This window comes from Pelomicrobium sp. P1, from assembly GCF_052805615.1.
The window spans coordinates 96,708-121,641 of the sequence record NZ_JBRBEM010000007.1; the positions used below are offsets into that span (position 1 = coordinate 96,708).

Below are 24,934 nucleotides of genomic sequence, written 5' to 3' on the forward strand. Positions count from 1 at the left end.
CACTTGCCTCCCGCCGTCCTATGCTTCAGCCCGAGCGGCCTGATTGATCACCTGGATCGCCCGCAACGCCGCCGCGGTGGCGCTCTGCACCGCCCGGTTCACGTCCAAAGCATTGGTGGCGCAGCCGGCGCCGAAGATGCCGCCGCTCGCCGACGCTTCGATAAAGCCGCTGGAGTCGGCGACTACTTCCGCGGGAATCAGGCTGGCAGGCACGCTCGGCTCCATGCCGATCGCCAGCACGACCAAGTCATGGGTATTGGCGTAGCGGTGGTAGCCCTCGGTGTCCACGCCGTGCAGCACTAGATCGCCGTTTTTCTCTTCGGTGATCCGAGCGACTTTGGACTTCACGAACCTCACCGTCGGATCCTTCTGGACCTTCTGGTAGAAGTCCTCCAGACGGTCGATGGCGCGGATGTCGATGTAGTAGATGGTGGAGCGACCCTCGTCCCCGTAGGCCTCGCGCACGTACTGGGTCTGCTTGAGGGAGGCCATGCAACAGATGCGCGAGCAGTGGCGCAGGTGGTTCTCGTCCCGGGAGCCGGCGCACTGGATGAAGGCGATGTTCTTCGCCTCCCGGCCGTCGGAAGGCCGCAGGATCTTGCCGCCCGTGGGCCCGTGGGGATCCGCCAGCCGTTCGAACTCTACGCTGGTGATCACGTTGGGAAAACGGTCGTAACCGTACGGCTGGATCTTGGCCGCGTCATAGGGTTTCCAGCCAGTGGCCCAGATGACAGCGCCGGCCTTGAGTTCGACGATCTCCTCTTTCTGATCCAGGTCGATGGCGTTGTACTTACAGGCGGCCTTGGCCCGCTCCGCATCGGGCGTGCCGATGATGGAAGGGTCCAGCACGTAGCGCAGGGGATAGGCCATGGCGAAAGGCAGGTACGCCGCCTTGATCGTGTTCAGGTTGTAGTTGTACGGGTTGGGGATTTCCGTCTCCACCGCCTCCGCACAGGCGCCGCAGGCGGTGCAATTTTCGTTCACGTAGCGCGGCGAGAGTTTCACCGTGACCGTGTAATCGCCGCGTTTGCCCGAGATGCCGGTGACCTCGGCCAGCGTCAAGACGCGGATTTTGGGGTTGGCCTTGAGGCGACGCAGGTTGATTTCCAGCCCGCAAGTGGGGTGACAGAGTTTGGGGAAATAGCGGTAGAGGAGCGCGGTGCGGCCGCCCAGCATAGGGCTCTTCTCCACCAGCACGACGTCCTTGCCGCACTCCGCGGCTTCCAGCGCCGCGGTCATGCCGCTGATGCCCCCGCCGACGACCACGATAGCCTGCTGGGTGGCGATGGTGGCTGTCATCCTATTCCTCCGCCGTTATGCTTGTGTCCAACCGCGATCGATTCTACTCCAGCCGGATGGACGTCCGCACGGACGCCGGACGCAAATCGGATTCAAAATTCTTATGCGCCGATAAGAGCTGCCCGGTTTCCGGTGGGGATGGCGGGAAGACGGGACGATCAGCCGCGGGGGAGTGGCCGGATGGCGAACTCGAGGCGGTTCAAATCGCCGAAAGCGTAGGTGGCGGGGGCGCCGATGCCGGCCACCGTGCCCGGGTTCACCAGCAGGGTGTGATCGCCTTTGACATTGCGGACGCGGCGGATTTCGGCCTGGTGGCTGTGGCCGCAGCACACGAGATCCCACTCCCCGGTGGTGGCCATCGCCAGGCCGTAATCCGGATAGTGCACCACGAACACCCGGCGCCCCGCGAGATCCAGCCGGGCATCCGTGCCGTGGTAATGAAGGAGGCCCCCAGAGGTCGCGGCAAGACGCATCATAGCGAGCGGGTCCCCTAGGTTGTTGCCATGGATCACATGCACCGGAAGCCCGATTGGCAGCAGGGCCCGCAGCGTGTGGGGGCCGATCACGTCGCCGCAATGGATCACCGCTGCGGCGCCTTCCTTCTTGGCTGCGGAGACCGCGGCGGCGAGCGGCTCCGAGCGGTCGTGGCTGTCGGAGACGATGCAGATCTTCATCGGTGCGGGCGCTCCGAGCCTGAGGCGGGGCTCGCTCGCGGCCTCTCAGAAGGCCGGCTTTTTCTTCGCCGCGTTGTAACGCTTGACCCCGTCCAGGATCTCGGCCTTCGCCTCCTCCGGGCCGACCCATCCCCGGACCTTGACCCACTTGCCCGGCTCCAGGTCCTTGTAGTGCTCGAAGAAGTGGCTGATCTGGGACAAGGTGAAGTCGGGCAGGTCCCGGGGCGTCTCGATGTCCCGGTACATGCCCGAGAGCTGGTCGATGGGCACCGCCAGGAGCTTCGCGTCCTCGCCCGCCTCGTCCTCCATCTTGAGCATGCCGATGGGCCGGCAGCGCACCACCGCCCCGGGGATGACGGCGATGGGGCTAACCACCAGCACGTCCACGGGATCGCCGTCCTCCGCCAGGGTGTGGGGGATGTAGCCGTAATTGCACGGGTAGTGCATGGCGGTGGCGAGGAAGCGGTCCACGAACATGGCGCCGGTTTCCTTGTCCACTTCGTATTTGATGGGGGCTCCGTGCATCGGGATCTCGATGATGACGTTGAAATCGTTGGGCAGATCGCGGCCGGACGGCACCCGGTCGAGATTCATTGCGGACCTCCTCGAGGGCTCGGGCGAACCCGCTTATTATAGCGGGAGCGCTTGAGTTGCCTGGGTGAGAATGTTGCTGCAGATCCTGCTCCTGCTGGCGGCGGGATACGGCGCCCTGGTCGCCGTGGCCTACTTCGCCCAGGCGAAGCTCGTGTATTTCCCCGAGGTGGGGCGAGAGCTTCTCGCCACGCCCCGGGACCGGGGCCTGCCCTACGAGGAGCTGACCCTGCGCACCGACGACGGCCTGCGCTTGCACGCCTGGTACGTGCCGGTGCCCGAACCCCGGGGTGTGGTGCTGTTCTTCCACGGCAACGCCGGCAACCTCTCCCACCGGCTGGACTCCCTGGCCATGTTCGCCCGGCTGGGGTACGCCACCCTGATCGTCGACTACCGGGGCTACGGCCGGAGCGAGGGCGAGCCTTCGGAGGAGGGCACCTACCTGGACGCCCTGACGGCCTGGCGCCACCTCACGGCGGAGCGGGGCGTGGCCCCCGGGGACGTGGTGCTCTTCGGCGAATCCCTGGGCGCGGCCGTGGCGGCCTGGCTCGCCGCCCGCACCCGGCCCCTGGCGCTGGTGATTCACTCGGGCTTCGTCTCGGTGCCCGAATTGGGCCAGGACGTCTACCCGTGGCTTCCGGTCAAGTGGCTTGCCCGTATCCGCTATCCGACGGAAGATTACCTGAAGGCGGTCTCTTGCCCGGTGCTGGTGGCCCACAGCCGGGAAGACGAGATCGTGCCGTTTCGCCACGGCGAGCGGCTGTACGCCGCGGCGCCCGAACCGAAGCGTTTTCTCGAGCTGACAGGCGGTCACAACGAGGCTTTCTTCTTCGTCCGGCCCGAGTGGCAGCGTGCCCTCGGGGAGTTCCTAGACAGGGCGCAGGCGCACCGGTAACGTGCCGCGGGGATATTCCATGAGCAGTCCGCGCAAACCCAAGATCGGCCTCGCTCTGGGCAGCGGCTCGGCCCGGGGCTGGAGCCACATCGGCGTGATCCGGGCCCTAGAGGGGGCGGGCGTGGAGCCGGAGGTGGTGTGCGGAACCTCCATCGGCGCGCTGGTGGCCGCGGCCTATGTGGAAGGAGAGCTCGACCATCTGGCCGCTTGGGTCGGCGGCCTCACCTGGCAGACGGTGGTGGGCTTTCTGGACGTGAGCCTGGTGGGCGGGCTGATCAAAGGCGAGCGCCTGGTGGAATTCTTCCGCGAAAACTTCGCCGACGCCGACATCGCGGATCTCCCCCGGGCCTACGGGGCGGTGGCCACCGACCTGGAAACCGGCAACGAAGTGTGGCTGCGGGAGGGCCGGGTGATGGATGCAGTGCGGGCTTCCATCGCCCTTCCGGGGCTGTTCACGCCGGTGCAACGCGACGGCCGCATCCTGGTGGACGGGGGCCTGGTGAACCCGGTGCCCGTCTCCCTGTGCCGGGCCATGGGGGCGGACATCGTGATCGCGGTGGACCTGAACGCCGACCTCCTGGGCCGGCACCTGCGGCGGCCGCGCCCCGGCGCGGCCGCCAGGGCCGAGCCGGACTCCTGGCTCCAGCGCATCCGGGAAAGCCTGGCGGCACTGGACTTCATGCCCGCCGGCAGCCCCGAGGCCGGCCCGTCCATGCTGGAGGTGATCGCCTCCAGCATCAACATCATGCAGGTGCGCATCACCCGCAGCCGCCTGGCGGGAGAGCCCGCCGACCTGATGATCGCCCCGCGGCTGGCCCACATCGGGCTCATGGAGTTCCACCGGGGGGAGGAAGCCATGGCGGCGGGGCGGCGCGCGGCGGAGCAGGTCCTCCCCCGCTTGCGGGAGATCACCGAGGGTGACACCTGACGCGCGCCGGATCGCTCCAGGCTACAATCCCCATCGGGAGGTGGAAACCCCATGATCCAGAACGTCACGGTGCGTTTCGGCGAGGGCGAGGAGTACCGCTTGCGCGTCCACGAGGCGGAGACGGCGGGGCTCACGGCGGAAGCCGCCCATCGCTGGCTGGACGGGGAGCTCGCCAAAGGGGGCGACGAGGGCTTCAACCCGGTGGGCAAGGCCCTGGCCGCGGACAAGGTGTTGTTCCTCGCCAGGTCGGCCGGCCCGGAGGAGTTCAAGCGCAACTCCGCCTGGGCCCGAGAGCTGGCGCGCGCCGTCGCGGTCCTCTTCGGCCGGCCCCACGTAACCGTGGACGTGGCGGGCGGGAGCGTGGGCTATTGAGGTTTCTGCGCTACTGGGCGATCGCGGCCGCCACCCGCTCGGCGATGGCTAGCGAGGCCGTGAGTCCCGGCGACTCGATGCCGAACAGGTGGACCAGGCCCGGCACACCGTGGGTTTCGGGGCCCTGGATGAGGAAATCCGCCGCCGGTTCTCCGGGACCCGCGATCTTGGGCCGGATCCCGGTGTAGCCGGGCAGGAGGGCATCCTCCGGCAGCGCCGGGTAGTAGCGGCGAATGGCCTCAAAGAAGCGCCGGGCCCGGCTCGCGTCGAAGCCGTAGTCGATGGCATCGACCCACTCCACATCGGGGCCGAAGCGCGCCTGGCCGCCCAGGTCCAGGGTCACGTGCACGCCCAGCCCCCCGGGCTCCGGCACCGGATAGATGAGGCGATCAAAGGGGGAGCGGCCCTTGAGGACGAAGTAATGGCCCTTGGCGTAGCACTCCCGCGGTACGCGCTCAAGGGGCATACCCTCGATGGAGCGGGCCACCCGGGGGGCCGTGAGCCCCGCGCAGTTCACCACCGCCCGGCACGTGAGCGTCACCGCCTCGCCGCCGCTCTCCACTTCCAGCCCGATGCCCGAGGGCAACACGCGACCCGAGCGCACCGGGTTGCGCAGGGCGATCACCGCGCCGTGGTGCTCGGCCTCCCCCTGCAGGGCCTGCATGTAGGCGTGGCTGTCCAGGATGCCGGTGGACGGGGAATGGAGGGCGGCGACGCAGCGCACCGCGGGCTCGAGCCGCGCGACCCCTCGAACGTCCAGCCATTCCAGGTCCTGGACCCCGTTCGCCAGGGCGTTGGCGCGATAGCGCTCCAGCGTCTCCACCTCCGAATCCCGGGTGGCGACGATCAGCTTGCCGAGGCGCCGGTGGGGCACGCCGCGCTCGGCGCAGAAACGGTAGAGCCGCTCCCGCCCTTCCACGCAGAGCCGGGCCTTGAGGCTGCCGGACGGATAATAGATTCCGGCGTGGATCACTTCCGAGTTGCGCGAGCTGGTCTGGGTGCCGACGGCGCCGGCCGCCTCCAGCACGACGACCTCCCGGCCCGCCAAGGCGAGGGCCCGGGCGACCGCCAGGCCGACGACGCCCGCGCCGATCACCGCGCAATCGATGCTTTCCGCCATTCCGCCTTCCGCCGCGCCGTATATTAACCGAACATGAATCGAGCGCGCGCCACTTACGGCCGGGCCGCGCGCGGCATCGCGTCGATGAGCCTGGCGATTGCCCTCTGCCTCCCTTGGGCCGCCCCCGGGGCCGGAGACGAGCCCCGCTGGCTGGGCACCGCCGTGCTCTATCCTCGCTCTTCCGGGATCCCGCTCCCGGGCCGCGAGCCGGTGCTGGTCCTGGAGCCCACCTTCGTCCACCTGGCCGGCAGCCGCTGGAACCAGGCACGCATCGCCCAGGCCGCCGAGACCGCCGCCGCCGTCCTAGCCCAGTGCGGCGTGGCGATCCCGAGAATCGCCCTGCATCGGGTGGAGGTGCCGGAGCGCTACCAGGACTTTCACGTGCCCGCCTCGCGGGAGCTCGCCCGGCGGCTCGGCTATCCCAAGCCCACGGTCTACTTCGTCCGGGATACCCGCCAGCGGATCGCCTTCGACGCCGAGGCCATCGGCCGCGCCAACAGCCAGGGACGGCCAGAGCTGCAGGACACGGTGTGGATCACCGAAGGGATCCGGGACCCGGGCATCGCCCTGGCCCACGAGCTCGCCCACGTGCTCATGGACAGCGGCGAGCACGTGGATCTGCCCGGCAATCTCATGCGGGACGAAACCGCTCCCGAGAATCGGGAGCTCACGCCTGCGCAATGCGCCCGGCTGCGGGCCACGGGCGAGGCCCACGGGCTGCTCCAGGCGGCGGGCTCCCGGGCCCCGGCGAGGAGGGCCCGGTGAGCGGGCGGCTGTACGTGGGCACCAGCGGCTGGAACTACGCCGCTTGGGCCACGGGGTTCTACCGGGGCGTGCCCCGGCGGGCCTGGCTGGCCCATTACGCCAGGCGCTTCGGCGCGGTGGAGGTGAACGCTTCTTTTTACCACGAGATCCGCCCGGCCACCTACGCCGCCTGGAGGGACGAGACGCCGGAAGCGTTCCGCTTCTGCGTCAAGGCGCACCGCTATCTCACCCACGTGAAACGGCTCGCCTTTCCCCCCCAGTCCCTGGAGCGCCAGCGCCGGAACCTGCGCGCCCTCGGATCCAAGCTTTCCGTGGTGCTGTGGCAGTTGCCTTCCTCCCTGCCCTGGGAGAAGCGGCGGCTGGAAGATTTCCTGGCGGCCATCGACTGCTGGGGGGAGGCGCGGCACGCGGTGGAGTTTCGCCATGCCTCGTGGTTTCGGGACGACGTGGCGGAGCTCTTGGCCAGCCACCGGGTGGCCAACTGCCTGTCGGACGCCGCCGACTGGCCCATGTGGGAAGCGGTGACCGCCGAGCTCATCTACGTGCGGCTGCATGGCCACACGCGCACCTACGCGTCGCGCTACGCGCCCCGGGCGCTGGATGCCTGGGCGGCCCGCATCGCCGCCTGGCTCGGCGAGGGGCGGACGGTGCACGTCTATTTCGACAACACGGATGCGGGGGCCGCCCCCCGGGACGCGCTGGCCCTCGCCGCGCGTCTCGCGGACGCGGCGCAGCACTGATCAGGGTTGCAATTGAGCGGCGCTGGTGCTTTGATAACGGTACTCGCCTTGAGAACAGGTCGAGGAGGATCCCATGAAGGCGCCGATCCCCGAAACCCCGCCGGATTACGACAAGACCCGCATCATCGAGCGCCCGGACGGCTTTTACTGGCAGGACAAGGAAACGGAGGAAGTGTTCGGTCCGTTCCCCACGCTGCTGGAGGCCATCCGGGACATGGAATACAACGCCGACGCGGACATGGAGACGCCCGAGAGCCTGGAGGAGGTGGAAGCCGAGCTGGGGATTTCGGGTTGGATCGAACCGGAGACGGGGGAGCCGGCCGAGGACACCTTCACCCGTCTCGAGGACCACTAGCCCGACGCCCGCGAGAGCGGTCTATGGTTCGTCAACCATTGACCGGAGGCTCATAGAAAAGGGATACGGTCCGGGAAAAGGGTCCACCAAGCAGAGGTGGGTCGCAAGGCCCACCCCGGGACGCCACAGGTGCAGCAGAAAGGCCGGCGGCTCCAACACGAAGCCCGTTGATGCGCCGGGCCGCAAGTCCAAGGCGAGCTGATGGGCGCAGCTCGGCGCGACGCAACCGCAGGTGCCTGCCCAGCGCACAAAGACCGGGCGGTGCAGGTGCCCGCAGCACACCCGCTCTACCTGGGGATTGCGTTGCAGGAGCGCCGCCAGCGCTTCCGCTCCCGCGCAACCCGTCCGGTCCATGGCGTCCAGCCCGCTGGCGAAGGGCGGATGGTGCATAAAGAGCATAGTGGGCGTGTTGGGCGCTTCCTGGAAGCGCGCCTCCAGCCAGGCGAGCCGGGCCGCGTCCAGGCGCCCTTCCTCCCGCCCCGGGTCCAGGGTGTCGGCGAACACCAGGCGCACCGGGAAATCGTCGATCACGTAGTGGATGAAATCGGGATCCCGTCCCAGGTGGGCGTGATCCTTGAACGCAGCCCGCAGCGCGCCGCGGTGGTCGTGGTTTCCGGGAATCAGCACCCAGCGCAGCTCCAAAGGTTCGAGCAGGGAACGCAGGTGTCGGTACTCCTCGGGATCGCCCGCGTTCACCAGATCCCCCGTCAACGCCACCAGGTCCGGACGCGGGGTGAGCCGGTTGAGCCGGGCGACGCAGCGGCGCAGGCAATCGGCCGTGTCCACCCGGCCGCCCACGCGTTCGCCGGGGCGGCCCACGTGCAAGTCGCTAACCTGGGCGATGAGCATGGGCAAACGGGGCGGCAGTCGAAAAGCTCATGGTATATCCGCGGTGGCGGCGTTGTCAGCGGCCTGCAGAACAGGGCGCCCCTCTTGCGGTCGAACAGGCAGTAGGGCGGTTGTTTTCGCGGTTTCCTATCCAGGAGGAGGAGCTATCTCATGATGAAAAGGCTTTTGATCGCGATGGCGGCGCTGCTCGTCGTCCCGGCGGCGCTGGCCCAACAAGTGCTTGAGGAAGAGGTGCAGCGCGCCCTCTCCCAGCCGACGCCGCAGGAGGTGGTCAGGCGGCTGGAGAGGGCCGTTAACTGGGGCAACGTGCTCGCCGCCTACGAGCTGGGGCTGATCCTGCGGGACGGGCGGGAAGGCGTCGAACCCGATCCGCCCAGAGCGCTCAAGCTGTTCAAATGGGCGGGCGAACCGTGGCTCGCCCGCAACTGGTTCAAGCTGGGAGTGCCCGAGGCCCAGTATGCCGCCGGCATGATGTACCTGGAAGGCAAGGGGACGCAGCCCGACGTGGAGACCGCGGTGAAGTGGCTGCTGCGCGCCGCGGAGCAGGGCCACGGCCAGGCCCAGGTTCAGCTCGCCGAGATCTACGCCTCGGATGGCGCACCGGTGGACATGCGGGAAGCCTATTTCTGGGCGTCCCTGGCCCTCACCCAGTTCCTCCTCCCGAAGGAGGAAAAGGACAAGGCGGCGCAGATCCAGGAGCGGGCGGCGCAGGCGCTGGGGGCCGGCGCGGTGGAGGAGCTAAAGATCGCGGTCGAGAACTGGAGCCCGCGCCGCATGACTTCCGGCTGGTAAGAGGCCGGACGGGGAATTCCGTCGCGCCGGAGTCCGGAACGTGATCGGATTGCTGCAGCGGGTGAGCTCGGCCCGCGTGATGGTGGACGGACAGACCGTGGGCGAGATCGGCCCCGGGCTCGCGGTGTTCGTCGCCGTGGAGCGGGGCGACGCCGAAGCCCAGGCCGACCGGCTGCTTGAGCGTCTGCTCGGCTTCCGGGTGTTTCCCGACGGGGAAGGACGCATGAACCGGAGTCTCGCCGACGTGGGGGGCGGGCTCCTGCTGGTGCCCCAGTTCACCCTGGCGGCGGACACCCGCAAGGGCACCCGGGCGAGCTTCACGCCGGCCGCGCTACCCGAGGAGGCGAAGCGGCTGTTCGGTTACCTGCTCGCGCGCGCTCGCGCGGTCCATCCCCGGGTGGCCGCCGGCCGTTTCGGCGCCGCCATGCAGGTGCACTTGGTCAACGACGGGCCGGTCACCTTCTGGCTTCGCGCTGCGGCGCAAGAGAACGGCTGAGACGCGTCCGTTTCTATTGAATCCCCGCGCGATTTTGCTAAAATGCTCCGCTTTCCGCTTTGCTGCCAACCACCTTACGGGAGGCGGGTAAAGCTGTTCCATGGGGGGGCAAAGGCGTCGCCTGCGCCCGTGAAACGGTTCTACTTGTGTACTGAAGGAGGGTGCTATGGGGCTTGCAGCAGCAAAGGCGCTCGAGCCGGAGCCACGACCGAAAGGCCTGCATCTGCTCGGCGACCTGTACGGTTGCAAAGGGGAGGATCGGTACTTCTTCAGCGCCGATCTGCTGCGGGAGCACTGCTTGAGGTTGGTGGCGGAAGCCGGCCTGACCCCGGTCGGCGATTATTTCCACCAGTTCGGCACCGACGGCGGCGTGACCGGCATGGTGGTGCTCGCCGAATCCCATCTCTCCGTCCATACTTGGCCCGAAAAGCGCTACGTCACGGTGGACGTGTTCGTGTGCAACTACACCAGCGACAACCGCCACAAGGCGCACAAGCTGTTCGACGCGCTGGTGGACACGTTCCGTCCGGACGAGCCCCGCGTGCGCTCGGTGGAGCGCGAATAAGGCCGCTAGCCGCGTCGATACGCCATGACCGAGAAAGTCCAGGGGCGGTTCCACATCGAGCTGCTCAATCCCGATTACGGTTGCGCGGTGCGGGTGACCGAGACCATCGCCCGTTTCCGCACCGAATACCAGGACCTGGAAGTGGTGGACACGCCCATGTTCGGGCGCATGCTGCTGCTCGACAAGGTCATGATGACCACCGAGCGCGACGAGTTCTTCTACCACGAGAACCTGGTGCACGTGGGCGCTCTTGCCCATTCCGGGCCCGCTTCCGCCCTGGTGATCGGCGGCGGCGACGGGGGCTCGTCGGAGGAGCTGCTCAAGTATCCCACCATGCAACGGGTGGTGATGGCGGAGCTGGACCGGGGCGTGGTGCAGGCTTCCAGGCAATACCTGGAAAAGGTGCATCGGGGCGCCTTCGACGACCCGCGCTTGAGCGTGATGATCGGCGACGGCAAGGCCTTCGTCGAGCGCACGGACGAGCGCTTCGACCTGGTGGCCCTGGACCTCACCGATCCGCTGGGCCCCTCGGTGCAGCTCTATACCCGGGAGTTCTACGAATCCTGCAAGCGCATCCTGAATCCCGGCGGGGTACTGACCCTGCACGTGGAGTCGCCGATCACCCGGCCTCGGGCGTACCAGCGCATCGTGGCGACCCTGAGGGCGGTCTTCCCCCTCGTGCGACCTTACCTGGTGTACGTGCCGATCTATTGCGCCTGGTGGGGCATGGCGACCGCCTCCGAGGCGGTGGACCCCCTCGCCCTCTCCGAGGCCGAGGTGGAAAAGAGGATCGCCGAGCGGAAGCTCAAGGACTTGCAGTACGTGAACGGCGCCGTCTACCGGGCCGGATTCGCGCTTCCCAACTTCGTGCGCCGGCTCCTGGCGGAACCGGCGTCGCTGATCACCACGGATTCCCTCCTCGTTGACGAGGTGGGGGACCCCACATTTAAATACGACCTGGTGCCGCGCGTCTCTTGACCGGGAGGATGATGCCGTGAAGCTCAGCAGCCAAAGCTTTGCCGATCAGCAGAAGATCCCTGCCGAATGCGCTTTCTGCGCGCCCGACCCGACGAGCCACGTCAAGCTGGGCGGCAACAAGAATCCCGATCTTTCCTGGAGCGATCTGCCTGCGGGCACCCGCTCCCTCGTGCTCATCTGCCACGACTACGACGTGCCCTCCAAGCCCGACGACGTGAACAAGGAGGGGCGCGTCATCCCGGCCGATCTGCCCCGGGTGGATTTCTTTCACTGGGTGCTGGTAGACCTGAAACCGGATGCCGCGCCCATCGCCAAGGGCGAGTTCTCCGATGGGGTCACGCCTCGGGGCAAGAAGGGCCCGGAAGGCCCGCGAGGAACGCGCCAGGGGTTAAACGACTACACGGCCTGGTTCGCCGGCGACAAGGACATGGAGGGGCAGTACTTCGGCTACGACGGACCGTGCCCTCCGTGGAACGACACCCGGGTCCATCACTACGTCTTCACCCTGTATGCCCTGGACGTGGACCGCTGCCCGGTGGAAGGCGTGTTCCGGGGGCCGGACGTGCTGCGGGCGATCGAGGGGCACGTGCTAGGGAAGGCCACCCTGACCGGGCGCTACAGCCTCAACCCGAGCGTAAAACTCTAGCCCGGGCTAGGGCCGGGCGACCGGCTGGGTCGCGGTGCCTTTTAGCACTAGGAAGCCGCGCAGCGGATTGGTTTCCGAGCGGATCTCCACCTGGGCGCCCCCCGAAAGGGAGCGGTCGGGAGCCACATCCAGCATGCCGGCCGCGCTCAGGATGCCGGCGGCAAGCCTCAGGTTGCGGAATTCGTAGCGGTTCCCCGCGAGGGCCATGGAACCGGCGAGCTGTTGAAAGGCGGTCTCGCCCCGGGAGGATGCGGCGGCGTCCCCCCGTAGAGCCTTGGAGAGATCCACGCCGGTGAGCGCGCCCCGTTCCACGACGAAGTCGCCCCTCACCCGGGGCGCGTCGAATAGGCTATGCAGGCTCTGCCCCTCGAGCTCGAGCTGCATCCGGGATTTGAGGGTGCCGGTGACCGGGGCATCGCCCAAGTAGGCAGATAGCAGGGCGGCAAGGTCCACGCTCACCAGCTCGGCCTCGCCCCGTGCCGTCCAGACGCCGTTCCAGGCGAGGGCGCCGCTGCCCACTATGCGGCCGCCGTAGAGCAGGGCGTCGAACTGCTCCACCTCCAGCCGGCCGGGCGCCGCGGTGGCCTTGACCTGCAGGTTCTCGAAGACGAGGGGTCCGCCGAGGGGCGCTTTCCAGACCCGGCCGTTGGCCTGGATCTTGAGGCCGCCGCCCGAAGGCACGATCTCCCCGCTCAAGTTTCCATCCACCGCCCGGACGGCGATGTGCTGCACCGTGCCGTCGGAAGCCAAGGACAGCTCGGCGTCGAAGGGCGGGACTTCCATCCCCGCCCCCTCCAGCCGCACCTGGCGGGCCGAAATCCTTTCCAGGGCAGTCCCGGCGCCGGCGGCCACCGGCCGGTTCCAGGCCTTGAGGCGTTCCAGGGCGGCAGCGCTCAAGGCGACGTTTTCGATCCGGACGGCGGAAATCTCGTCGCCGCGGCCGAGCAGCCCGGCGAACCCCGCCACGGTGAGGGCCTCCGCGGTGAGGGCCCCGTCTCTGCCCACCTTGATGCCCTGCAGGCGTAGTTGGGGCGCGGGGAAGAGGGCTCCGTGCACTTCCTCCACCCTGACCGGCTCTCCCAGCCTGGCCGAGAGGACCGCCTGGGCGGCGGGCACGGCGAATTCCCAGGGAAGCACGTGGGCGAGGGCTACGGCGCCCGCTACCGTCACCGCGACGCCGAGGCCGACCCATCGCCCCAGGACCACGTTCCGGCGGCGGGGCCGGGGTGGGGCGGACACCGCTTCGCCAGCGGACAAAGGTGCGGATTCCCCTTCAGTCGCGGGCACGGTGGAAGGCACCGACGGGGTGCGGGTTTCGGCTTCGGCCCACAGGGCCCGTTCGGCTTCCGCCTGGGCTCGGAACAACGCCTCCTGGCGCGCCCGTTCCTCGGCTTCCAGGCGCTGGCGCTCCGCCTCCAGCCGCAGGCGTTCGTCCTCCTCTCGCTGTTTGCGGGCTCGCTCCTGGGCCTCCTGTTCCAGCTCCCGCTCCAGTTGGGCCGCGCTGGGCAGTTGCTGGGTGGTCTCGGGGTTGAACAGCTTGGCGTCCACCACTTCGATGCCCAGGGCGGCGAGGGCCGCCGTGTCCTCCGTCGCGGAGGGGGAGACCTCCGGGGCGCCGCGCTCGGCTTTCGGCGGGGAGCGCCGTTCATCTTCTTCCTGGGCCTGGGGTTTCGCCTTTTCCTGCGCGGCCGTTTCCTGGGGGAAGGGCTCCGGCGCTTCCTGAGGGCGCCCTTCCTCCTGGACCTCGGGTTCCGCTTGCTCCCTCCTTTGCCCCTCGGCCGCTTCCCGGGTGTGTCGTTGCACTTCCTCCTGGGCCCGTCGTTCTGCCTCTTCTCGGGCGAGGCGCTCCGTCTCTTCCCGCCGCCTTTCTTCCTCTTCGCGGGCCCGGTGTTCCGCCGCTTCCCGCGCCTGGCGTTCTGCGGCCTCCTGGGTGAGGCGCTCCCGCTCCTGGCGCCGGCTCTCCTCTTCTTCCCGCGCCCTTCGTTCCGCTTCTTCCCGGGCCAGCCGCTCGGCCTCTTCCCGGCGCTGGCGTTCTTCCTCTTCCCGGGCGTGGCGTTCGGCCGCTGCACGGGCTTGCCGCTCCGCCTCTTCTCTCGCCTGCCGTTCCGCTTCCTCTCGGGCCAACCGCTCGGCCTCGGCCCGGGCGTGGGCGGCGAGATCGGCGAACGCCTCCGTCTCTGCCATCGCCTGGGCGCGGGTGCAGTGAAGGGCATCGAGCCGGGCGGCCACGGTGGTGAGTTCCTGGTCCAAGGCGGCGGTCTCGGCTTGGACCCGCTGCAGGGTCTCTCGGAGGGGCTCGGTGTCCCCTTCGTTCTCTCCAATGGCCTCTTCGAGAGCGGCGGCCTGATTCCGTCCCCGGGCGAGGGCCTCGCGCAATGCAGGGATCATGGCCTCCAGCCCAGAAGCGGCGCTAGCCAGGGCCTCGGCCCAGGTTCGGGCCTGGGTCGCGGCGGCCTCGGCCGCCTGGGCCTGGTCTTCCGGGGACAGGTCCCGGCTCTGGGCCCGGGCTGCCAGGGGAGCCAGTTCCCGCGCCAGCGTCTCGGCCCGCTCCAGGGCTTGAGCCGTCTCCGGACGCTGTTTTTCTACCGCCTGGCGCGCCGCTTCGCGGGCGATCGCCTCCTGCTCGGCTTGGGCGAGGGCGGCTGCCGCGCGCTCGGCCCGGGCGGCCGCCTCGGCTTCGATCCGGGCCCGGGCCTCCGCCAGAGTTTTCCCTTCGGCCAGCGCCTCGGCCTGGGCTCGGGTCAGGGCCTGGACCACCCGATCGGCCGTGTCGCGGGCCTCCTGCAAGTCCTTAAGCTGTTCCTCGGTCGCGCCCCGCGCCTGGCCGAGTTCCGCTTTTTGCTTCTCGTCGGCGGCTTCCAACGCCCGCTCCAGGGCGGCGAGGCGCACTTCGGCGTGCCCGCACGCCAGGGCCAGGAGCTGGGCCTGGGAGGAAGCCTGCTCGATGGCGGTGGAGAGGGCCCGGGCCCTGGCTTGGGCTGCGGCGATGGCGCTGGCGAGGGCCTGCAGTTTCCCCTGGGACCCGGTTCCAGGAGCTTCGCTCTTGGCCTTGTGCTCGGCGAGATGCTTACCGTGGTGATCCGCCTCCGCGCGGGCTTTCGCCAGGGCGGTGGCGACCTGGTCCAGGCGGCGCTGGGTATCGGCCAGAACCCGGGCCGCGCCGTCCGCCTCCCGCCGAGCGCTGGCCGCGGCTTTGGCGCGCCGTTCGGCGGCGAGCCGCGCCTGGCGCGCCGCCTCTTCCCGGGCTTTCGCCTCCTCTTCCAGGCGGGCCCGTCGCTCCGCCTCCTCCCGGGCCCGGGCTGCTGCTTCCTCTCTCGCGCGCCGTTGCGCTTCTTCTCTGGCGCGGCGGCCCGCGTCCGCCTCGGCGGACCTGGGTCTAAGGGGCCCCGTATTGAGGATGATGGTGAAGTCCAGGGACTCGCCCTCGTCTTCCGGCGGCGGGGCGGTTCCAGGCCTGGCATTGGTGGCCTGGCTCGCGCCGCCGGGGGCGAACTCCTTGACGTAGCCTTCCTTCTCCAACTTTTCCATCGTCGCCAGCAGGCTCGCGGGGCTTAAGCCCGCGGCCTCGGCGAGCTGACGCACCGTCGACTTGCCGTCCACGAGCCTCAGCACCTTCATCAAGTCTCGGGGAAGCCGGCTCGCTCGGCTGGAGAGCTCCATGACCCCTTTGGCGCTCTTGGTGAATACGGTGCTTAAGTTCATGGAATAGGCCGCTACCCGGAAACTCCGTTGTCGCCCTTACAAGCCCGTGCGGCGCAGAAACGGAGGAAAAGCGTTCCTGGTCCACGTATCCGGCTCATTATATGGGGCTGATCCCCGGGCCGAAAGTGAAGTTTCCCCCGTCCTCCACCAGGACGACAAAGGGGGTGCCGGCGGCTTTCCATTGCCCCGCGGCCTCCTGCAGGATGCCGAGCAGGGTCGTGAAGGTCTCGGGTGCCTGGCGGGCCAGGCCTTCCGGCCGGATCACGTGCAGCACGTACCCCCGCGCGGGAAGCCAAGCGAGATCGTTCACGCACTCCTCAAAGGCGTCCCAGTTGCCGCCGAAATAGGAGGGGAACTGGAGCGCCTGGGCGGCGCGGGAGAGGAGCTCCTCCTTGGTTGCCACGCCGTCCAGATCCAGGGTGCAGACCCGGTAGCCCCGCTCGTGGGCGGCGGAGAGCAGCCGGGGCAGGGCAGCGGGGTCGGCGACTCGATAGACCCCAGAGACTTCGGCCCGGTCCAGATCGGCGGGGTTCATTCCCGGATGCGCATGAAGCTGCGGTAGTGGTCGCCGGTATAGTACGCCTCCCCCTGGGCTCCCATCACGATCCGCCGGGCGCCCCGGTCCCGCGCCCCGGGCGTGGGCACGGTGTATTCCCGGTAGTAGCCGGGGGGGTTGGGGGGCAGGCGCCCTTCCCGGTTGCGGAATTCCGTGCCGTCCTTGGCGTAGGGAAAGGGTCCTCCCTGCCGGATGAGGGCCAGGGTCTGCCGGGCCTCGAGGGGAAGCTCGGCGAGGCTCACCTCGGGAAAGGGAGCGTTCTCCCGCGCCGGGCCCCATTCCGGACCGAGAACGGCCAGGCCCGCCAGTACCGCCAGCGCCGCCGCCAGGAGGAGGGCGGCGGGGAGTAAGCGGTTTCGTCTCATGGGGGAAGGGGAAAAAGCGCAAGGGCGAAATACAGCCGGGCGAACGGTTCCCCCCGATGCCGCCCGAGGTGGCGGGCAGCGCCCGGGAACGCGAATCGCACCATCGCCCCGGAGCCTCAGAACCCCACTTTGACCGCGGCGTTTACCACGATCATCAGGTCGCTGGTGTCGCCTTTTTCCGGCAGCACAGTGCCACTGGGCACCAGCATGCCGCCGTCCACCACCTGAACCGTCACGCGCCCGTAGGGCAGGGCCTGGCGCACCCGCTCCACGTCCAGCTTGTCCCGGTCGCAGGGCAGCGCCAGGGTCACTTCCACTTCCATGGACCGGAAGTCTCCCCCGGGCAGCAGAGCCTTGAGCCCGGGCATGGCGTTGCGCCGGATCGCATCTTCCACTGCTCGCACCGCGGCCACGGTGACGTCTTGGCCGTGCTGGTCGATGCCCATGCCCAATTCGATCAGGTAGGCCAGATTCATCGCCGTTCCTCCAGGAAGCCCGCCGGCGGCTAACGCTCCACTACGAGGACGATCTTGCCGATATGGGTGCCGCTTTCCATGAGGGCGTGGGCCTGGGCGGCTTGCGCCAGAGGGAAGGTGGCGTGGATCACCGGCTTGATCTTGCCCGCCTCGATGAGGGGCCAGACCTTCTCCTGGAGGGCCCGGGCGATGGCCGCCTTCACGTCCACCGGCCGCGCCCGCAGGGTGGAGCCGGTGATGGTGAGCCGGCGCAGCATCACCTCGGCGAAGTTGACCGTCGCCTTGGCGCCGCCGAGGAAGGCGATCAGCACCAGACGCCCGTCGTCGGCGAGGGCCTTCAGCTCCCGGGGGATGTAGTCCCCACCCACCATGTCCAGGATCACGTCCACGCCGCGGCCTCCGGTCTCCTGGTGCACCACCTGGACGAAGTCCTCGGTCTTGTAGTTGATGGCCCGGTCCGCCCCCAGCTTGACGCAGGCGGCGCATTTCTCGTCGGAGCCGGCGGTGGCGAACACCCGGTGGCCGAAGGCCTTCACCATCTGGATGGCGGTGACGCCGATGCCGCTCGTGCCCCCCTGGACCAGAAAGCTCTCGCCCGGTTTTAGGCGACCCCGCTCGAACACGTTGTGCCATACGGTGAAGAAGGTCTCGGGGAGGGAGGCCGCTTCCGTCAGGGTCAAGCCCTTGGGGACGGGCAGGCACTGGGCGGCAGGGGCCGTCACGTACTCGGCGTAGCCGCCGCCTGCCAACAGGGCGCACACCGGGTCCCCCACCCGCCAGGGAGCCGCGCCGTTGCCCAGTTGGACGACGGTGCCCGCCACCTCCAGGCCCGGCAGGTCGGAGGCGCCGGGCGGGGGAGGATACTTGCCCTGGCGCTGGAGCACGTCGGGTCGGTTCACCCCGGCCGCGGCGACTTGGATGAGTACTTCCCCGGCCTGGGGCTGCGGCACCGGCCGAGTGGTCAGGATCAACGTCTCGGGGGGACCGGCTTCCTTGATCTCCACTGCCTGCATGGTCGTCGGTATTGCTTCGCTCATGACGTCCTCGATCAACAAGATATTAGCCACGGAGGCGCTTTCAGCCTTCAGCGCGGAACGCTCGGAGGCGCGCCTTGAGGCCCGGCCGGCCGACGGAACGGGCGAGCTCCGCCATGTCGGCGTCCCGGCTCTCGGTCACCGTCAGGGCGTTGAGCCGCGCCGCGCTCTCCAGGGGCAAGGCCCGGGCCTCCCGCGCCGCCTCGGCGATCAGGTCCTCCCACTCGTCCCGGGCGGCGATGCGGCTCAGAAATCCCGTGTCCATGGCTTCGTCGGCGCCGAAGGTGCGGCTCTCGATCAAGAGCCGCCGCGCCTCTTCCGGGCCGACCCGGTGCGCGAGCCGGCGGGTGCCCAGCACCACGCCGAAGCGCAGGCCCGGCATGCGAAAGGTGGCCTCGGGGGAAGCGATCCGCCGACTGCACGCCACCACCAGGTCGGCGCCGGCGCCGAAGTTGCGGCCGTGGGCCAGGGCGAGGGTCTGGAAGGGGGCGTGATAGATGGCCTGGAGCAGGGTCTCGATGCGCAGGAACCGCAGCGCCAGGTCGCCCTCGGTCTGGCTTTCGAAGTCGCTGAAGTCGAAGCCGGCGCAGAAGTGCTCGCCGCTGCCGTCCAGGATCAGGAGCCGGGTGCCGTCGCCCGCCGCCGCCTCCACCGCGGCGATCAGGGCCTCCACCAGGGCGCCGTCCAGGGCGTTCGCCTTGTGGGGCCGGTGGAGGGTCAAGCGCGCGACGCCCTCGGTGCGGGCGATGAGGAGCGGTTCGCCCGGATTCATGCGGCGGCCAGGGAGACGCGGACTTCCGCCGACCGATCCCAAATGTTAGGCAGGGCGGTGTTGGAATAGCCCGAGACGAACGGCTTCGCTTCCCCCGTCTCCGGCACGTACACGTGGCGCGCCACCGCGCCGATGTTGGCCCCGTAGACGTGGATCGACACCGAGGGGCGGTCTTGGAGCGCGTTCGACACCTGGTGCACGTCGCCGATGCGGGGGCTCACCAGGTCCACCTGGCCGGGCTGGAGGAGGTGCTCGTGACCGGCCGCGAGGGGGCGCCCGGGCCCCTGGAAATCGTACTCCCGGCACCGCTCCGCCCCGCGCATCATGCCTACCATGCCCCAGACCGTGTGATCGTGGACCGGCGTCGCCTGGCCCGGGCCCCACACGAAAGAGACCACGCTGAACCGTTCCAGGGGATCGCAATGGAGCAGGTATTGCTGGTAGTGATCGGGGTGGGGCCGGGCGAATTCTTCCTGCAGCCAGTCGTCATGGGACACCAGGGCCGAGAGGAGCTTCCTCCCCTCTTCCAGGAGGCGGGCTTCGTCGCCGCCGGCGGATTCCACCAAGCGGGTCATTTCCTGGACGAACGTGCGAAAGCGGGCCGTGTTCACTGTCTGCCTCCTGGAGCGGAAAGAAGGCTATGGTCTGCTTGAAACTCCATCTGCACCCCGTGCCGCGGTCGAGGGGCAGGGAGCGCGAGGGCTTTTGTGCGTCGGGGACGATAGGATAACATACCCCGCGCCCCGCTCCGCCGGGCCCCTTCCTGTCATCAGATCACCATGATCTACCGCCGCCTTGGAGAGAGCGGGCTCAAGGTTTCGCCTTTGTGCCTCGGCACCATGATGTTCGGCGACCGCACCGACGCCGCCGAGGCGGCGCGCATCGTCGCCTCGGCCTACGAGGCGGGGGTGAACTTCATCGACACGGCCGACAACTATGGGAAAGGAGAGTCGGAGCGCTTGACCGGCCGGCTCCTCCAACCCCACCGCCACCACTGGGTCCTGGCCACCAAGGTGGGGAACAAGGTGGGCGGCGAAGTCCATGCCGGGGGGCTGTCCCGCAAGTGGCTGGCGGTGGCCCTGGAGGCGAGCCTCGCCCGGCTCGGCACGGACTACGTGGACATCTACTACCTGCACCTGGACGATTACGATACGCCCCAGGAAGAGACCCTGGCCGCCCTCGGCGACCTGATCCGCGCCGGCAAGGCGCGCTATTGGGGCGTGTCCAACTTCCGCGCTTACCGCATCGCCTCCCTGGTTTGCCTGGCGAGGCAGATGGGCGTTCCGCCACCGGTCGCCTGCCAGCCCTATTACAACGCCATGAACCGGATGCCGGAGGTGGAGATCCTGCCGGCCTGCGGCGAGCTAGGCCTGGGAGTCGTCCCCTACAGCCCCCTCGCCCGGGGGGTGCTCACGGGCAAGTACCGGCCGGGGGAGGCGCCCCCCGAAGAGACGCGGGCGGGACGCCGCGACGAGCGGATGATGCAAACCGAATTCCGCCCCGAGTCCTTGGTCCTTGCCCAGGAAATCAAGGCTCGGGCCGAAGCCAAGGGCATGAGCGCCGGTCAGTGGGCCCTCAACTGGGTGCTGGCCAATCGGTTGGTTACCTCCGTGCTCGCCGGACCGCGCACGCTGGAACAGTGGCAGGAGTACCTGGGGGCCCTGGAGCACCGGCTGGACGCCGAGGACGAAGCCTTTCTCGATGCCCGGGTGCCTCCCGGGCATCCCTCCACCCCCGGTTACACCGACCCCAAGTACCCGGTCCGCGGGCGGGTGGTGGACGCGGCTCCCGCCCGGACGGGAAATTGAACCTCGACGGGGCGCCATGGGTGTGCTGAAACGAGTCTTCGCCGCGGTGGGCGCGAAGAGCGCCATCCCCTTCCGGGTGGTTTTCGCCGACGGCTCCAGCTACGAAAACCAGGCCGACGACGACCCGGCGTTTGTCATCACCTTCAAGACCCGGGCCGCCGAGCGGGCCACGGCCCTCTTCGGCCACGTGGGATTCCTGGAAGCTTACTTCGACCGGGAGATCGAGCTGGAGGGAGACTTAAGGCTCGCCATCCGCGCCGGCATGGAGGGCGGGTTCGACCGCCGCCCGGGCCCCTTGGTGCGAGCGCGCAACCGCTGGCACGAGCTGCGCTACGGTAACCGCACCGTCGAGCAGGCCAAGGCCAACGCCCGCTATCACTACGGCCTGGAGACGGCGTTCTACCGCTTCTGGCTCGACCACCCCTACATGATGTACACCTGCGCCTACTGGAAGGAGGGCACTCGCACCCTGGAGCAGGCCCAGCAGAACAAGCTGGAGCACGTGTGCCGCAAGCTGCGGCTCGCCCCCGGCGAGCGGGTAGTGGACATCGGCTGCGGCTGGGGTGGCTTTCTCTTCTACGCCCACGAGCGCTACGGCGTCACCGGCGTGGGCGTCAACACGACCCCCGAGCAGGTCAAGGCCATGCGGGAGGAGATCGCCCGCCGGGGGCTTGAGGACCAGATCGAGGCGGTGGAGGCGGACTTCCGCCAGGTGCCGGGGACCTACGACAAGGTGTGCTCCATCGGCGTGCTGGAGCACGCCGGGCGGGACCAGTTGGAGGAAGTGGTGCGCGCCCATGCCGATTGCCTGAAGCCTGGCGGGATCGGCGTGCTGCATTTCATTGGCCACGTGGGACGCTACGAGACCGAGTACTGGATCCGCGCCCATATCTTTCCCGGCGGCTGGATCCCGGCCCTCTCCGAGACCATCGAGGCGATGGAACGCGCCGGGCTCGAAATCCTGGACGTGGAGAACCTGCGGCGCCATTACGCCCTCACCCTGGACGCCTGGGCCGAGCGCTTCGACGCCCACTGGGAGGAAATCCACGCCCTCGATCCCCGGAAGTTCGACGAGCGCTTTCGACGCAAGTGGCGGGTCTATCTCTATTCCTGCGCGGAAATGTTCCGCTCCCCCCACGGGTACACCCATCTCTTCCAGATCGTGTACTCCAAGGGCAACACCACCACCTATCCCATGAGCCGGGCTTTCCTGTACCGGGGCGAAGCGAGCCCATGAACGGCGCGACCCACGCGGCCAAGGTGGAGCGGCTGCGGGCGCTGCTCGCGTCCCGGCAGGGGCCGGTGGGGCTGGCCAAGGGCACGTCCAACCTGTTTCGCGACCGGCGAGAGCAAGCCAAGCAGCGCCTCGACGTGGCGGACTTCGACACGGTGCTGCGGGTGGACCCGGCGGCCGGCCTGATCGAAGCCGAGGGCATGGTGACCTACGAGCGGCTGACCGACGCGGCCCTGGCCTGCGGCATGATGCCCGCCGTGGTGCCCCAGTTGAAATCCATCACCCTGGGAGGGGCCGTGGCCGGCGTGGGGATCGAATCCAGCGCCTTCCTCTACGGGCTGGTGCATGAGACGGTGGAGGAGCTGGAGGTCTTGACCGGGGACAGGCGCGTCGTCATCGCCCGCCGGGACAACGAGCACCGGGACCTGTTCTACGGCTTCCCCAATTCCTACGGCACCCTGGGCTACGCCCTGCGGCTCAAGGTGAAGGCGGTGCCAGTCAAGCCCTACGTGCGCCTGGAGCATCGGCGCTTCGGCGACGCCCGCCGCTTTTTCGAGGCGCTCGAGGGCGAATGCCACGGAGATGCGGACTTCATCGACGGCGTGGTGTTCGGGCGCGACGAGCTGGTTCTCACCCTGGGCCGTTTCGTGGACCAGGCGCCGTACGCGAGCGACTACCGTTTCGAGCGCATCTACTACCGCTCGCTGCGCAGCCGGCCGGAGGACTACCTCACGGTGCGGGACTACCTGTGGCGTTGGGACACCGACTGGTTCTGGTGCTCGAAGAACCTGGGGGCCCAAAACCCGCTGTTGCGGCGCTTCGTCTTCGGCCCGTCCCGGCTCAACTCGGTGACTTACACCCGCATCATGCGCTGGAACGCCCGCTGGGGGCTCACCCGGGTCTTGAATCGGGTGATGGGCTGGCACACCGAGTCGGTGATCCAGGACGTGGACATTCCGCTGTCGCGCTGCGCCGAGTTCCTGGACTTTTTCCTAGGCGAGATCGGCATTCTGCCCGTCTGGATCTGCCCCATCCGGGTGCACTCGGGGGATTACGCCCTCTACCCCATGCGTCCCGGGCAGCTTTACGTGAACTTCGGCTTCTGGGACGTGGTGAGGCGCCGCGAAGCCTTCCCTGCTGGATACCACAACCGGCTCATCGAAAAGAAGGTCCAGGCCCTGGGCGGAATCAAATCCCTCTATTCCGAGTCATATTTCACCGAGGACGAGTTCTGGCGGATCTACGGGGGGGAGGCCTACCACCGGTTGAAGACTCGATACGACCCGGAAGGGGCATTCCCTGACCTGTACCAGAAGTGCGTCCTGGGACGCTGATAGCCGTTGGTTTCCGTCGCTATAGAGGAAGAATTCGTTATGAGGCGTAAGAAAGTTGCGGGTTTCGGGCTCCTCGCTCTGGGGCTTGTCGCGGCGTCCGCCGCTGCCCAAGAGTTCGCGCTTCCTCCGGAAAGATCTCAAGGGTCCGTAACTTATCTCACCGGGGGCGTGGGCAAGGAGGAGTCGGACGCCATCAAGAGGGTCCAGGACCGCTACCCCTTGAGCTTGCTTTTCGTCGAGCGCGGTGGCCCGAACACCTGGCACTACCTGGCTAACGTACGGGTGAGCATCCAGGATGCCGCAGGTAAGAGCTTGCTGGAGACCACTGCCGAAGGGCCCTTCCTGCTGGCCAAGCTGCCGGAGGGCCGCTACACCGTGGTTGCGGAAGTGCGCGGTCAGCTCATCACCCGGCGGGTCGATCTTACACAGGGCAAGCGGGCCCAGCTCGTGTTCGAGTGGAGCCCATAGCGCCCTGAGCCGTTCATTCCCGGGGATGGACCCGGTCCTTTCTCGGGTCTGCTGAGGAAGGAACGCCCCCGCCGCCCGGCCGTCTAACGATTGTCCGTTGCGGGAGGCGTGGGTATGGACACAGAGCTCAAGGAGCGCGCCGAACGCATTCTCGCCAGCCTCAACGCGGTGGCCCGCCCGGACGGGGCCCTGGCGCACGCCCTGGCGCGCAATGCGAGCCTCGCCGTGATCGCCGACCACGCCCGGGAAGAGGGCTTCGAGGCCCAGGCCGAGGCGCTGGAGGAGATCGCCGCCGCCCTGGCCAAGGAAAGCGCCGGGTAAGGTTTACTCGAACCGGTTGGTGAGGATGCCGATCCCTTCGATCGCCACCTCCACGGTGCTGCCCGGCTTCATGGAGCCCACGCCCACCGACGTGCCGCAGGCGATCACGTCCCCCGGCTCCAGGGTCATGTCCCGGGAAATGAGGGCCACCAGCCGGTGCGGCCCGAAGATCATGTCGGACACGGGATAGTTCTGCCGCTCTTCCCCGTTGAGGATCGTGCGCACCGTAAGCCGGTGGGGGTCGAGGCCGGTGGCGATCGCCGGCCCGAACGGACCGAAGGTGTCGTAGCCCTTGGCCCGCACCCACTGGGGGAAGGTGGGATCCTTCTGGATGATCTCCGCCGCGGTCACGTCGTTCACGCAGGTGTAGCCGAAGATGTAGCGGGGGGCCTCTTCCTCGCTGCAGCCGCTCACCCGTTTTCCGATCACGATCCCCAGCTCCCCCTCGAACACCACCTTGCCCTCGTAGGCCCGGGGCGCGCGAATGGTCTCGCCGGGAGCGAGGAACGAGTTGTTGGCCTTGAGCAGGTAGAGGGGCTCGGGCGGCTCCGGCACCTTGAGCTTGGCGGCGAGGGCGTGGAAGTTGTTCCACAGGGCCACCATCTTGCCCGGCGCGCAGGGGGCGAGGAGCTTGACCTCGGCAAGGGGCAGGCGCTTCCCCGTAGGCCGGGGCGAGGCGAAGAGATCGCCTTCGTGCTCCGCGATGTCCTCCCCTTCCAGCGTTCCGAACCCGATGCGGCCTTCGGCCTCATAGCGTACCCATTGGGTCATTGAATCCTCTCTTGCGGCGGAAAAACGA

Annotated in this window: 29 protein-coding genes; 16 read left to right on the plus strand and 13 right to left on the minus strand. The window is 68.5% G+C overall.

All coding sequences use genetic code 11. The features are described 5' to 3' along the window. Window positions 1-18: 18 nt before the first annotated feature. From ACUVYZ_RS08680 to ppa, 3 genes are all read right to left on the minus strand, one after another. Window positions 19-1,299: a CoB--CoM heterodisulfide reductase iron-sulfur subunit A family protein gene (locus ACUVYZ_RS08680; protein WP_439934214.1), complete on the minus strand. Its 1,281-nt coding sequence runs from the start codon at window positions 1,297-1,299 to the stop codon at window positions 19-21. A 158-nt stretch (window positions 1,300-1,457) separates the two neighbouring features. Further along, a complete protein-coding gene (locus tag ACUVYZ_RS08685) occupies window positions 1,458-1,973 on the minus strand; it encodes a metallophosphoesterase family protein (RefSeq protein ID WP_439934215.1) in 516 nt (171 codons plus the stop codon). A 45-nt stretch (window positions 1,974-2,018) separates the two neighbouring features. After that, window positions 2,019-2,567, minus strand: a complete 549-nt coding sequence (gene ppa / locus ACUVYZ_RS08690; protein ID WP_439934216.1) for an inorganic diphosphatase — start codon at window positions 2,565-2,567, stop codon at window positions 2,019-2,021. Between the two features lie 70 nt (window positions 2,568-2,637). Between ppa and ACUVYZ_RS08695 the strand changes: the two genes are divergently transcribed. Genes ACUVYZ_RS08695 through ACUVYZ_RS08705 form a run of 3 tightly spaced genes read left to right on the plus strand, consistent with a single transcriptional unit; the run spans window position 2,638 to window position 4,759 of the window. Further along, the gene (locus tag ACUVYZ_RS08695) at window positions 2,638-3,459 is read left to right on the plus strand and encodes an alpha/beta hydrolase (protein WP_439934294.1); all 822 of its coding nucleotides are present in this window, start codon (window positions 2,638-2,640) and stop codon (window positions 3,457-3,459) included. Between the two features lie 19 nt (window positions 3,460-3,478). Then, window positions 3,479-4,387, plus strand: coding sequence for a patatin-like phospholipase RssA (rssA, locus tag ACUVYZ_RS08700; RefSeq protein ID WP_439934217.1), 909 nt, complete (start codon window positions 3,479-3,481; stop codon window positions 4,385-4,387). A gap of 51 nt (window positions 4,388-4,438) precedes the next feature. Then, on the plus strand, window positions 4,439-4,759 hold the full coding sequence (locus tag ACUVYZ_RS08705) for a hypothetical protein (RefSeq protein WP_439934218.1): 321 nt from the start codon (window positions 4,439-4,441) through the stop codon (window positions 4,757-4,759). 10 nt (window positions 4,760-4,769) lie between these two features. On the opposite strand, the gene ACUVYZ_RS08710 is transcribed toward ACUVYZ_RS08705, so the two are convergent. After that, on the minus strand, window positions 4,770-5,879 hold the full coding sequence (locus ACUVYZ_RS08710) for an NAD(P)/FAD-dependent oxidoreductase (RefSeq protein ID WP_439934219.1): 1,110 nt from the start codon (window positions 5,877-5,879) through the stop codon (window positions 4,770-4,772). A gap of 84 nt (window positions 5,880-5,963) precedes the next feature. Between ACUVYZ_RS08710 and ACUVYZ_RS08715 the strand changes: the two genes are divergently transcribed. The 3 genes from ACUVYZ_RS08715 (at window position 5,964) to ACUVYZ_RS08725 (ending at window position 7,739) form a co-directional block, all read left to right on the plus strand. Beyond that, window positions 5,964-6,644 (plus strand): hypothetical protein, encoded by a 681-nt coding sequence (locus tag ACUVYZ_RS08715; RefSeq protein ID WP_439934220.1) that lies wholly within the window; start codon window positions 5,964-5,966, stop codon window positions 6,642-6,644. After that, complete coding sequence (locus tag ACUVYZ_RS08720; protein ID WP_439934221.1) at window positions 6,641-7,384, plus strand: DUF72 domain-containing protein; 744 nt, start codon at window positions 6,641-6,643, stop codon at window positions 7,382-7,384. The genes ACUVYZ_RS08715 and ACUVYZ_RS08720 overlap by 4 nt, the downstream gene beginning before the upstream one ends. 73 nt (window positions 7,385-7,457) lie before the next feature. Next, a complete protein-coding gene (locus tag ACUVYZ_RS08725) occupies window positions 7,458-7,739 on the plus strand; it encodes a hypothetical protein (RefSeq protein WP_333843773.1) in 282 nt (93 codons plus the stop codon). Window positions 7,740-7,760: 21 nt separating this feature from the next. Here ACUVYZ_RS08725 and ACUVYZ_RS08730 read toward each other — a convergent pair whose 3' ends face one another. Beyond that, window positions 7,761-8,588, minus strand: a complete 828-nt coding sequence (locus ACUVYZ_RS08730; protein WP_439934222.1) for a phosphodiesterase — start codon at window positions 8,586-8,588, stop codon at window positions 7,761-7,763. Window positions 8,589-8,738: 150 nt separating this feature from the next. On the opposite strand from ACUVYZ_RS08730, the gene ACUVYZ_RS08735 reads away from it, so the two are divergent. The 5 genes from ACUVYZ_RS08735 (at window position 8,739) to ACUVYZ_RS08755 (ending at window position 12,065) form a co-directional block, all read left to right on the plus strand. Continuing rightward, the gene (locus ACUVYZ_RS08735) at window positions 8,739-9,380 is read left to right on the plus strand and encodes a tetratricopeptide repeat protein (RefSeq protein ID WP_439934223.1); all 642 of its coding nucleotides are present in this window, start codon (window positions 8,739-8,741) and stop codon (window positions 9,378-9,380) included. A gap of 40 nt (window positions 9,381-9,420) precedes the next feature. Next, window positions 9,421-9,876, plus strand: a complete 456-nt coding sequence (dtd, locus tag ACUVYZ_RS08740) for a D-aminoacyl-tRNA deacylase (RefSeq protein WP_439934224.1) — start codon at window positions 9,421-9,423, stop codon at window positions 9,874-9,876. A 166-nt stretch (window positions 9,877-10,042) separates the two neighbouring features. Beyond that, on the plus strand, window positions 10,043-10,441 hold the full coding sequence (speD, locus tag ACUVYZ_RS08745; RefSeq protein ID WP_439934225.1) for an adenosylmethionine decarboxylase: 399 nt from the start codon (window positions 10,043-10,045) through the stop codon (window positions 10,439-10,441). 24 nt (window positions 10,442-10,465) lie between these two features. Continuing rightward, the gene (speE, locus tag ACUVYZ_RS08750) at window positions 10,466-11,419 is read left to right on the plus strand and encodes a polyamine aminopropyltransferase (RefSeq protein ID WP_439934226.1); all 954 of its coding nucleotides are present in this window, start codon (window positions 10,466-10,468) and stop codon (window positions 11,417-11,419) included. Window positions 11,420-11,435: 16 nt separating this feature from the next. Further along, entirely contained in the window at window positions 11,436-12,065 is a 630-nt protein-coding gene (locus ACUVYZ_RS08755) for a YbhB/YbcL family Raf kinase inhibitor-like protein (protein ID WP_439934227.1), read from the plus strand. A 6-nt stretch (window positions 12,066-12,071) separates the two neighbouring features. On the opposite strand, the gene ACUVYZ_RS08760 is transcribed toward ACUVYZ_RS08755, so the two are convergent. From ACUVYZ_RS08760 to ACUVYZ_RS08790, 7 genes are all read right to left on the minus strand, one after another. Then, a complete protein-coding gene (locus ACUVYZ_RS08760; RefSeq protein ID WP_439934228.1) occupies window positions 12,072-15,767 on the minus strand; it encodes a winged helix-turn-helix transcriptional regulator in 3,696 nt (1,231 codons plus the stop codon). 97 nt (window positions 15,768-15,864) lie between these two features. Next, a complete protein-coding gene (locus tag ACUVYZ_RS08765; protein WP_439934229.1) occupies window positions 15,865-16,302 on the minus strand; it encodes a barstar family protein in 438 nt (145 codons plus the stop codon). Further along, window positions 16,299-16,688: a ribonuclease domain-containing protein gene (locus tag ACUVYZ_RS08770; protein ID WP_439934230.1), complete on the minus strand. Its 390-nt coding sequence runs from the start codon at window positions 16,686-16,688 to the stop codon at window positions 16,299-16,301. Before ACUVYZ_RS08770 ends, ACUVYZ_RS08765 begins: the two co-directional genes overlap by 4 nt. A gap of 116 nt (window positions 16,689-16,804) precedes the next feature. Next, window positions 16,805-17,164, minus strand: coding sequence for a Lin0512 family protein (locus ACUVYZ_RS08775; RefSeq protein WP_439934231.1), 360 nt, complete (start codon window positions 17,162-17,164; stop codon window positions 16,805-16,807). A 29-nt stretch (window positions 17,165-17,193) separates the two neighbouring features. Then, on the minus strand, window positions 17,194-18,177 hold the full coding sequence (locus ACUVYZ_RS08780; RefSeq protein ID WP_439934295.1) for an NAD(P)H-quinone oxidoreductase: 984 nt from the start codon (window positions 18,175-18,177) through the stop codon (window positions 17,194-17,196). A gap of 64 nt (window positions 18,178-18,241) precedes the next feature. Next, the gene (locus ACUVYZ_RS08785) at window positions 18,242-18,970 is read right to left on the minus strand and encodes an enoyl-CoA hydratase/isomerase family protein (RefSeq protein WP_439934232.1); all 729 of its coding nucleotides are present in this window, start codon (window positions 18,968-18,970) and stop codon (window positions 18,242-18,244) included. Then, window positions 18,967-19,581: a cysteine dioxygenase gene (locus tag ACUVYZ_RS08790; RefSeq protein WP_439934233.1), complete on the minus strand. Its 615-nt coding sequence runs from the start codon at window positions 19,579-19,581 to the stop codon at window positions 18,967-18,969. The genes ACUVYZ_RS08785 and ACUVYZ_RS08790 overlap by 4 nt, the downstream gene beginning before the upstream one ends. A gap of 168 nt (window positions 19,582-19,749) precedes the next feature. Between ACUVYZ_RS08790 and ACUVYZ_RS08795 the strand changes: the two genes are divergently transcribed. The 5 genes from ACUVYZ_RS08795 to ACUVYZ_RS08815 all read left to right on the plus strand — a co-directional run bounded on the left by ACUVYZ_RS08795 (window position 19,750) and on the right by ACUVYZ_RS08815 (window position 24,135). After that, window positions 19,750-20,778, plus strand: a complete 1,029-nt coding sequence (locus ACUVYZ_RS08795) for an aldo/keto reductase (RefSeq protein ID WP_439934234.1) — start codon at window positions 19,750-19,752, stop codon at window positions 20,776-20,778. 16 nt (window positions 20,779-20,794) lie between these two features. Then, window positions 20,795-22,015 (plus strand): class I SAM-dependent methyltransferase, encoded by a 1,221-nt coding sequence (locus tag ACUVYZ_RS08800; RefSeq protein ID WP_439934235.1) that lies wholly within the window; start codon window positions 20,795-20,797, stop codon window positions 22,013-22,015. Continuing rightward, window positions 22,012-23,346 carry an FAD-binding oxidoreductase gene (locus ACUVYZ_RS08805; RefSeq protein WP_439934236.1) on the plus strand — a complete coding sequence of 445 codons (1,335 nt, stop codon included), beginning with the start codon at window positions 22,012-22,014 and terminating at the stop codon, window positions 23,344-23,346. The genes ACUVYZ_RS08800 and ACUVYZ_RS08805 overlap by 4 nt, the downstream gene beginning before the upstream one ends. 39 nt (window positions 23,347-23,385) lie before the next feature. Next, window positions 23,386-23,814: a carboxypeptidase-like regulatory domain-containing protein gene (locus ACUVYZ_RS08810; protein ID WP_439934237.1), complete on the plus strand. Its 429-nt coding sequence runs from the start codon at window positions 23,386-23,388 to the stop codon at window positions 23,812-23,814. 114 nt (window positions 23,815-23,928) lie between these two features. After that, window positions 23,929-24,135 carry a hypothetical protein gene (locus ACUVYZ_RS08815; protein ID WP_439934238.1) on the plus strand — a complete coding sequence of 69 codons (207 nt, stop codon included), beginning with the start codon at window positions 23,929-23,931 and terminating at the stop codon, window positions 24,133-24,135. A 3-nt stretch (window positions 24,136-24,138) separates the two neighbouring features. Here ACUVYZ_RS08815 and ACUVYZ_RS08820 read toward each other — a convergent pair whose 3' ends face one another. Next, window positions 24,139-24,906, minus strand: a complete 768-nt coding sequence (locus tag ACUVYZ_RS08820; RefSeq protein ID WP_439934239.1) for a fumarylacetoacetate hydrolase family protein — start codon at window positions 24,904-24,906, stop codon at window positions 24,139-24,141. Between the last annotated feature and the right edge of the window lie 28 nt (window positions 24,907-24,934).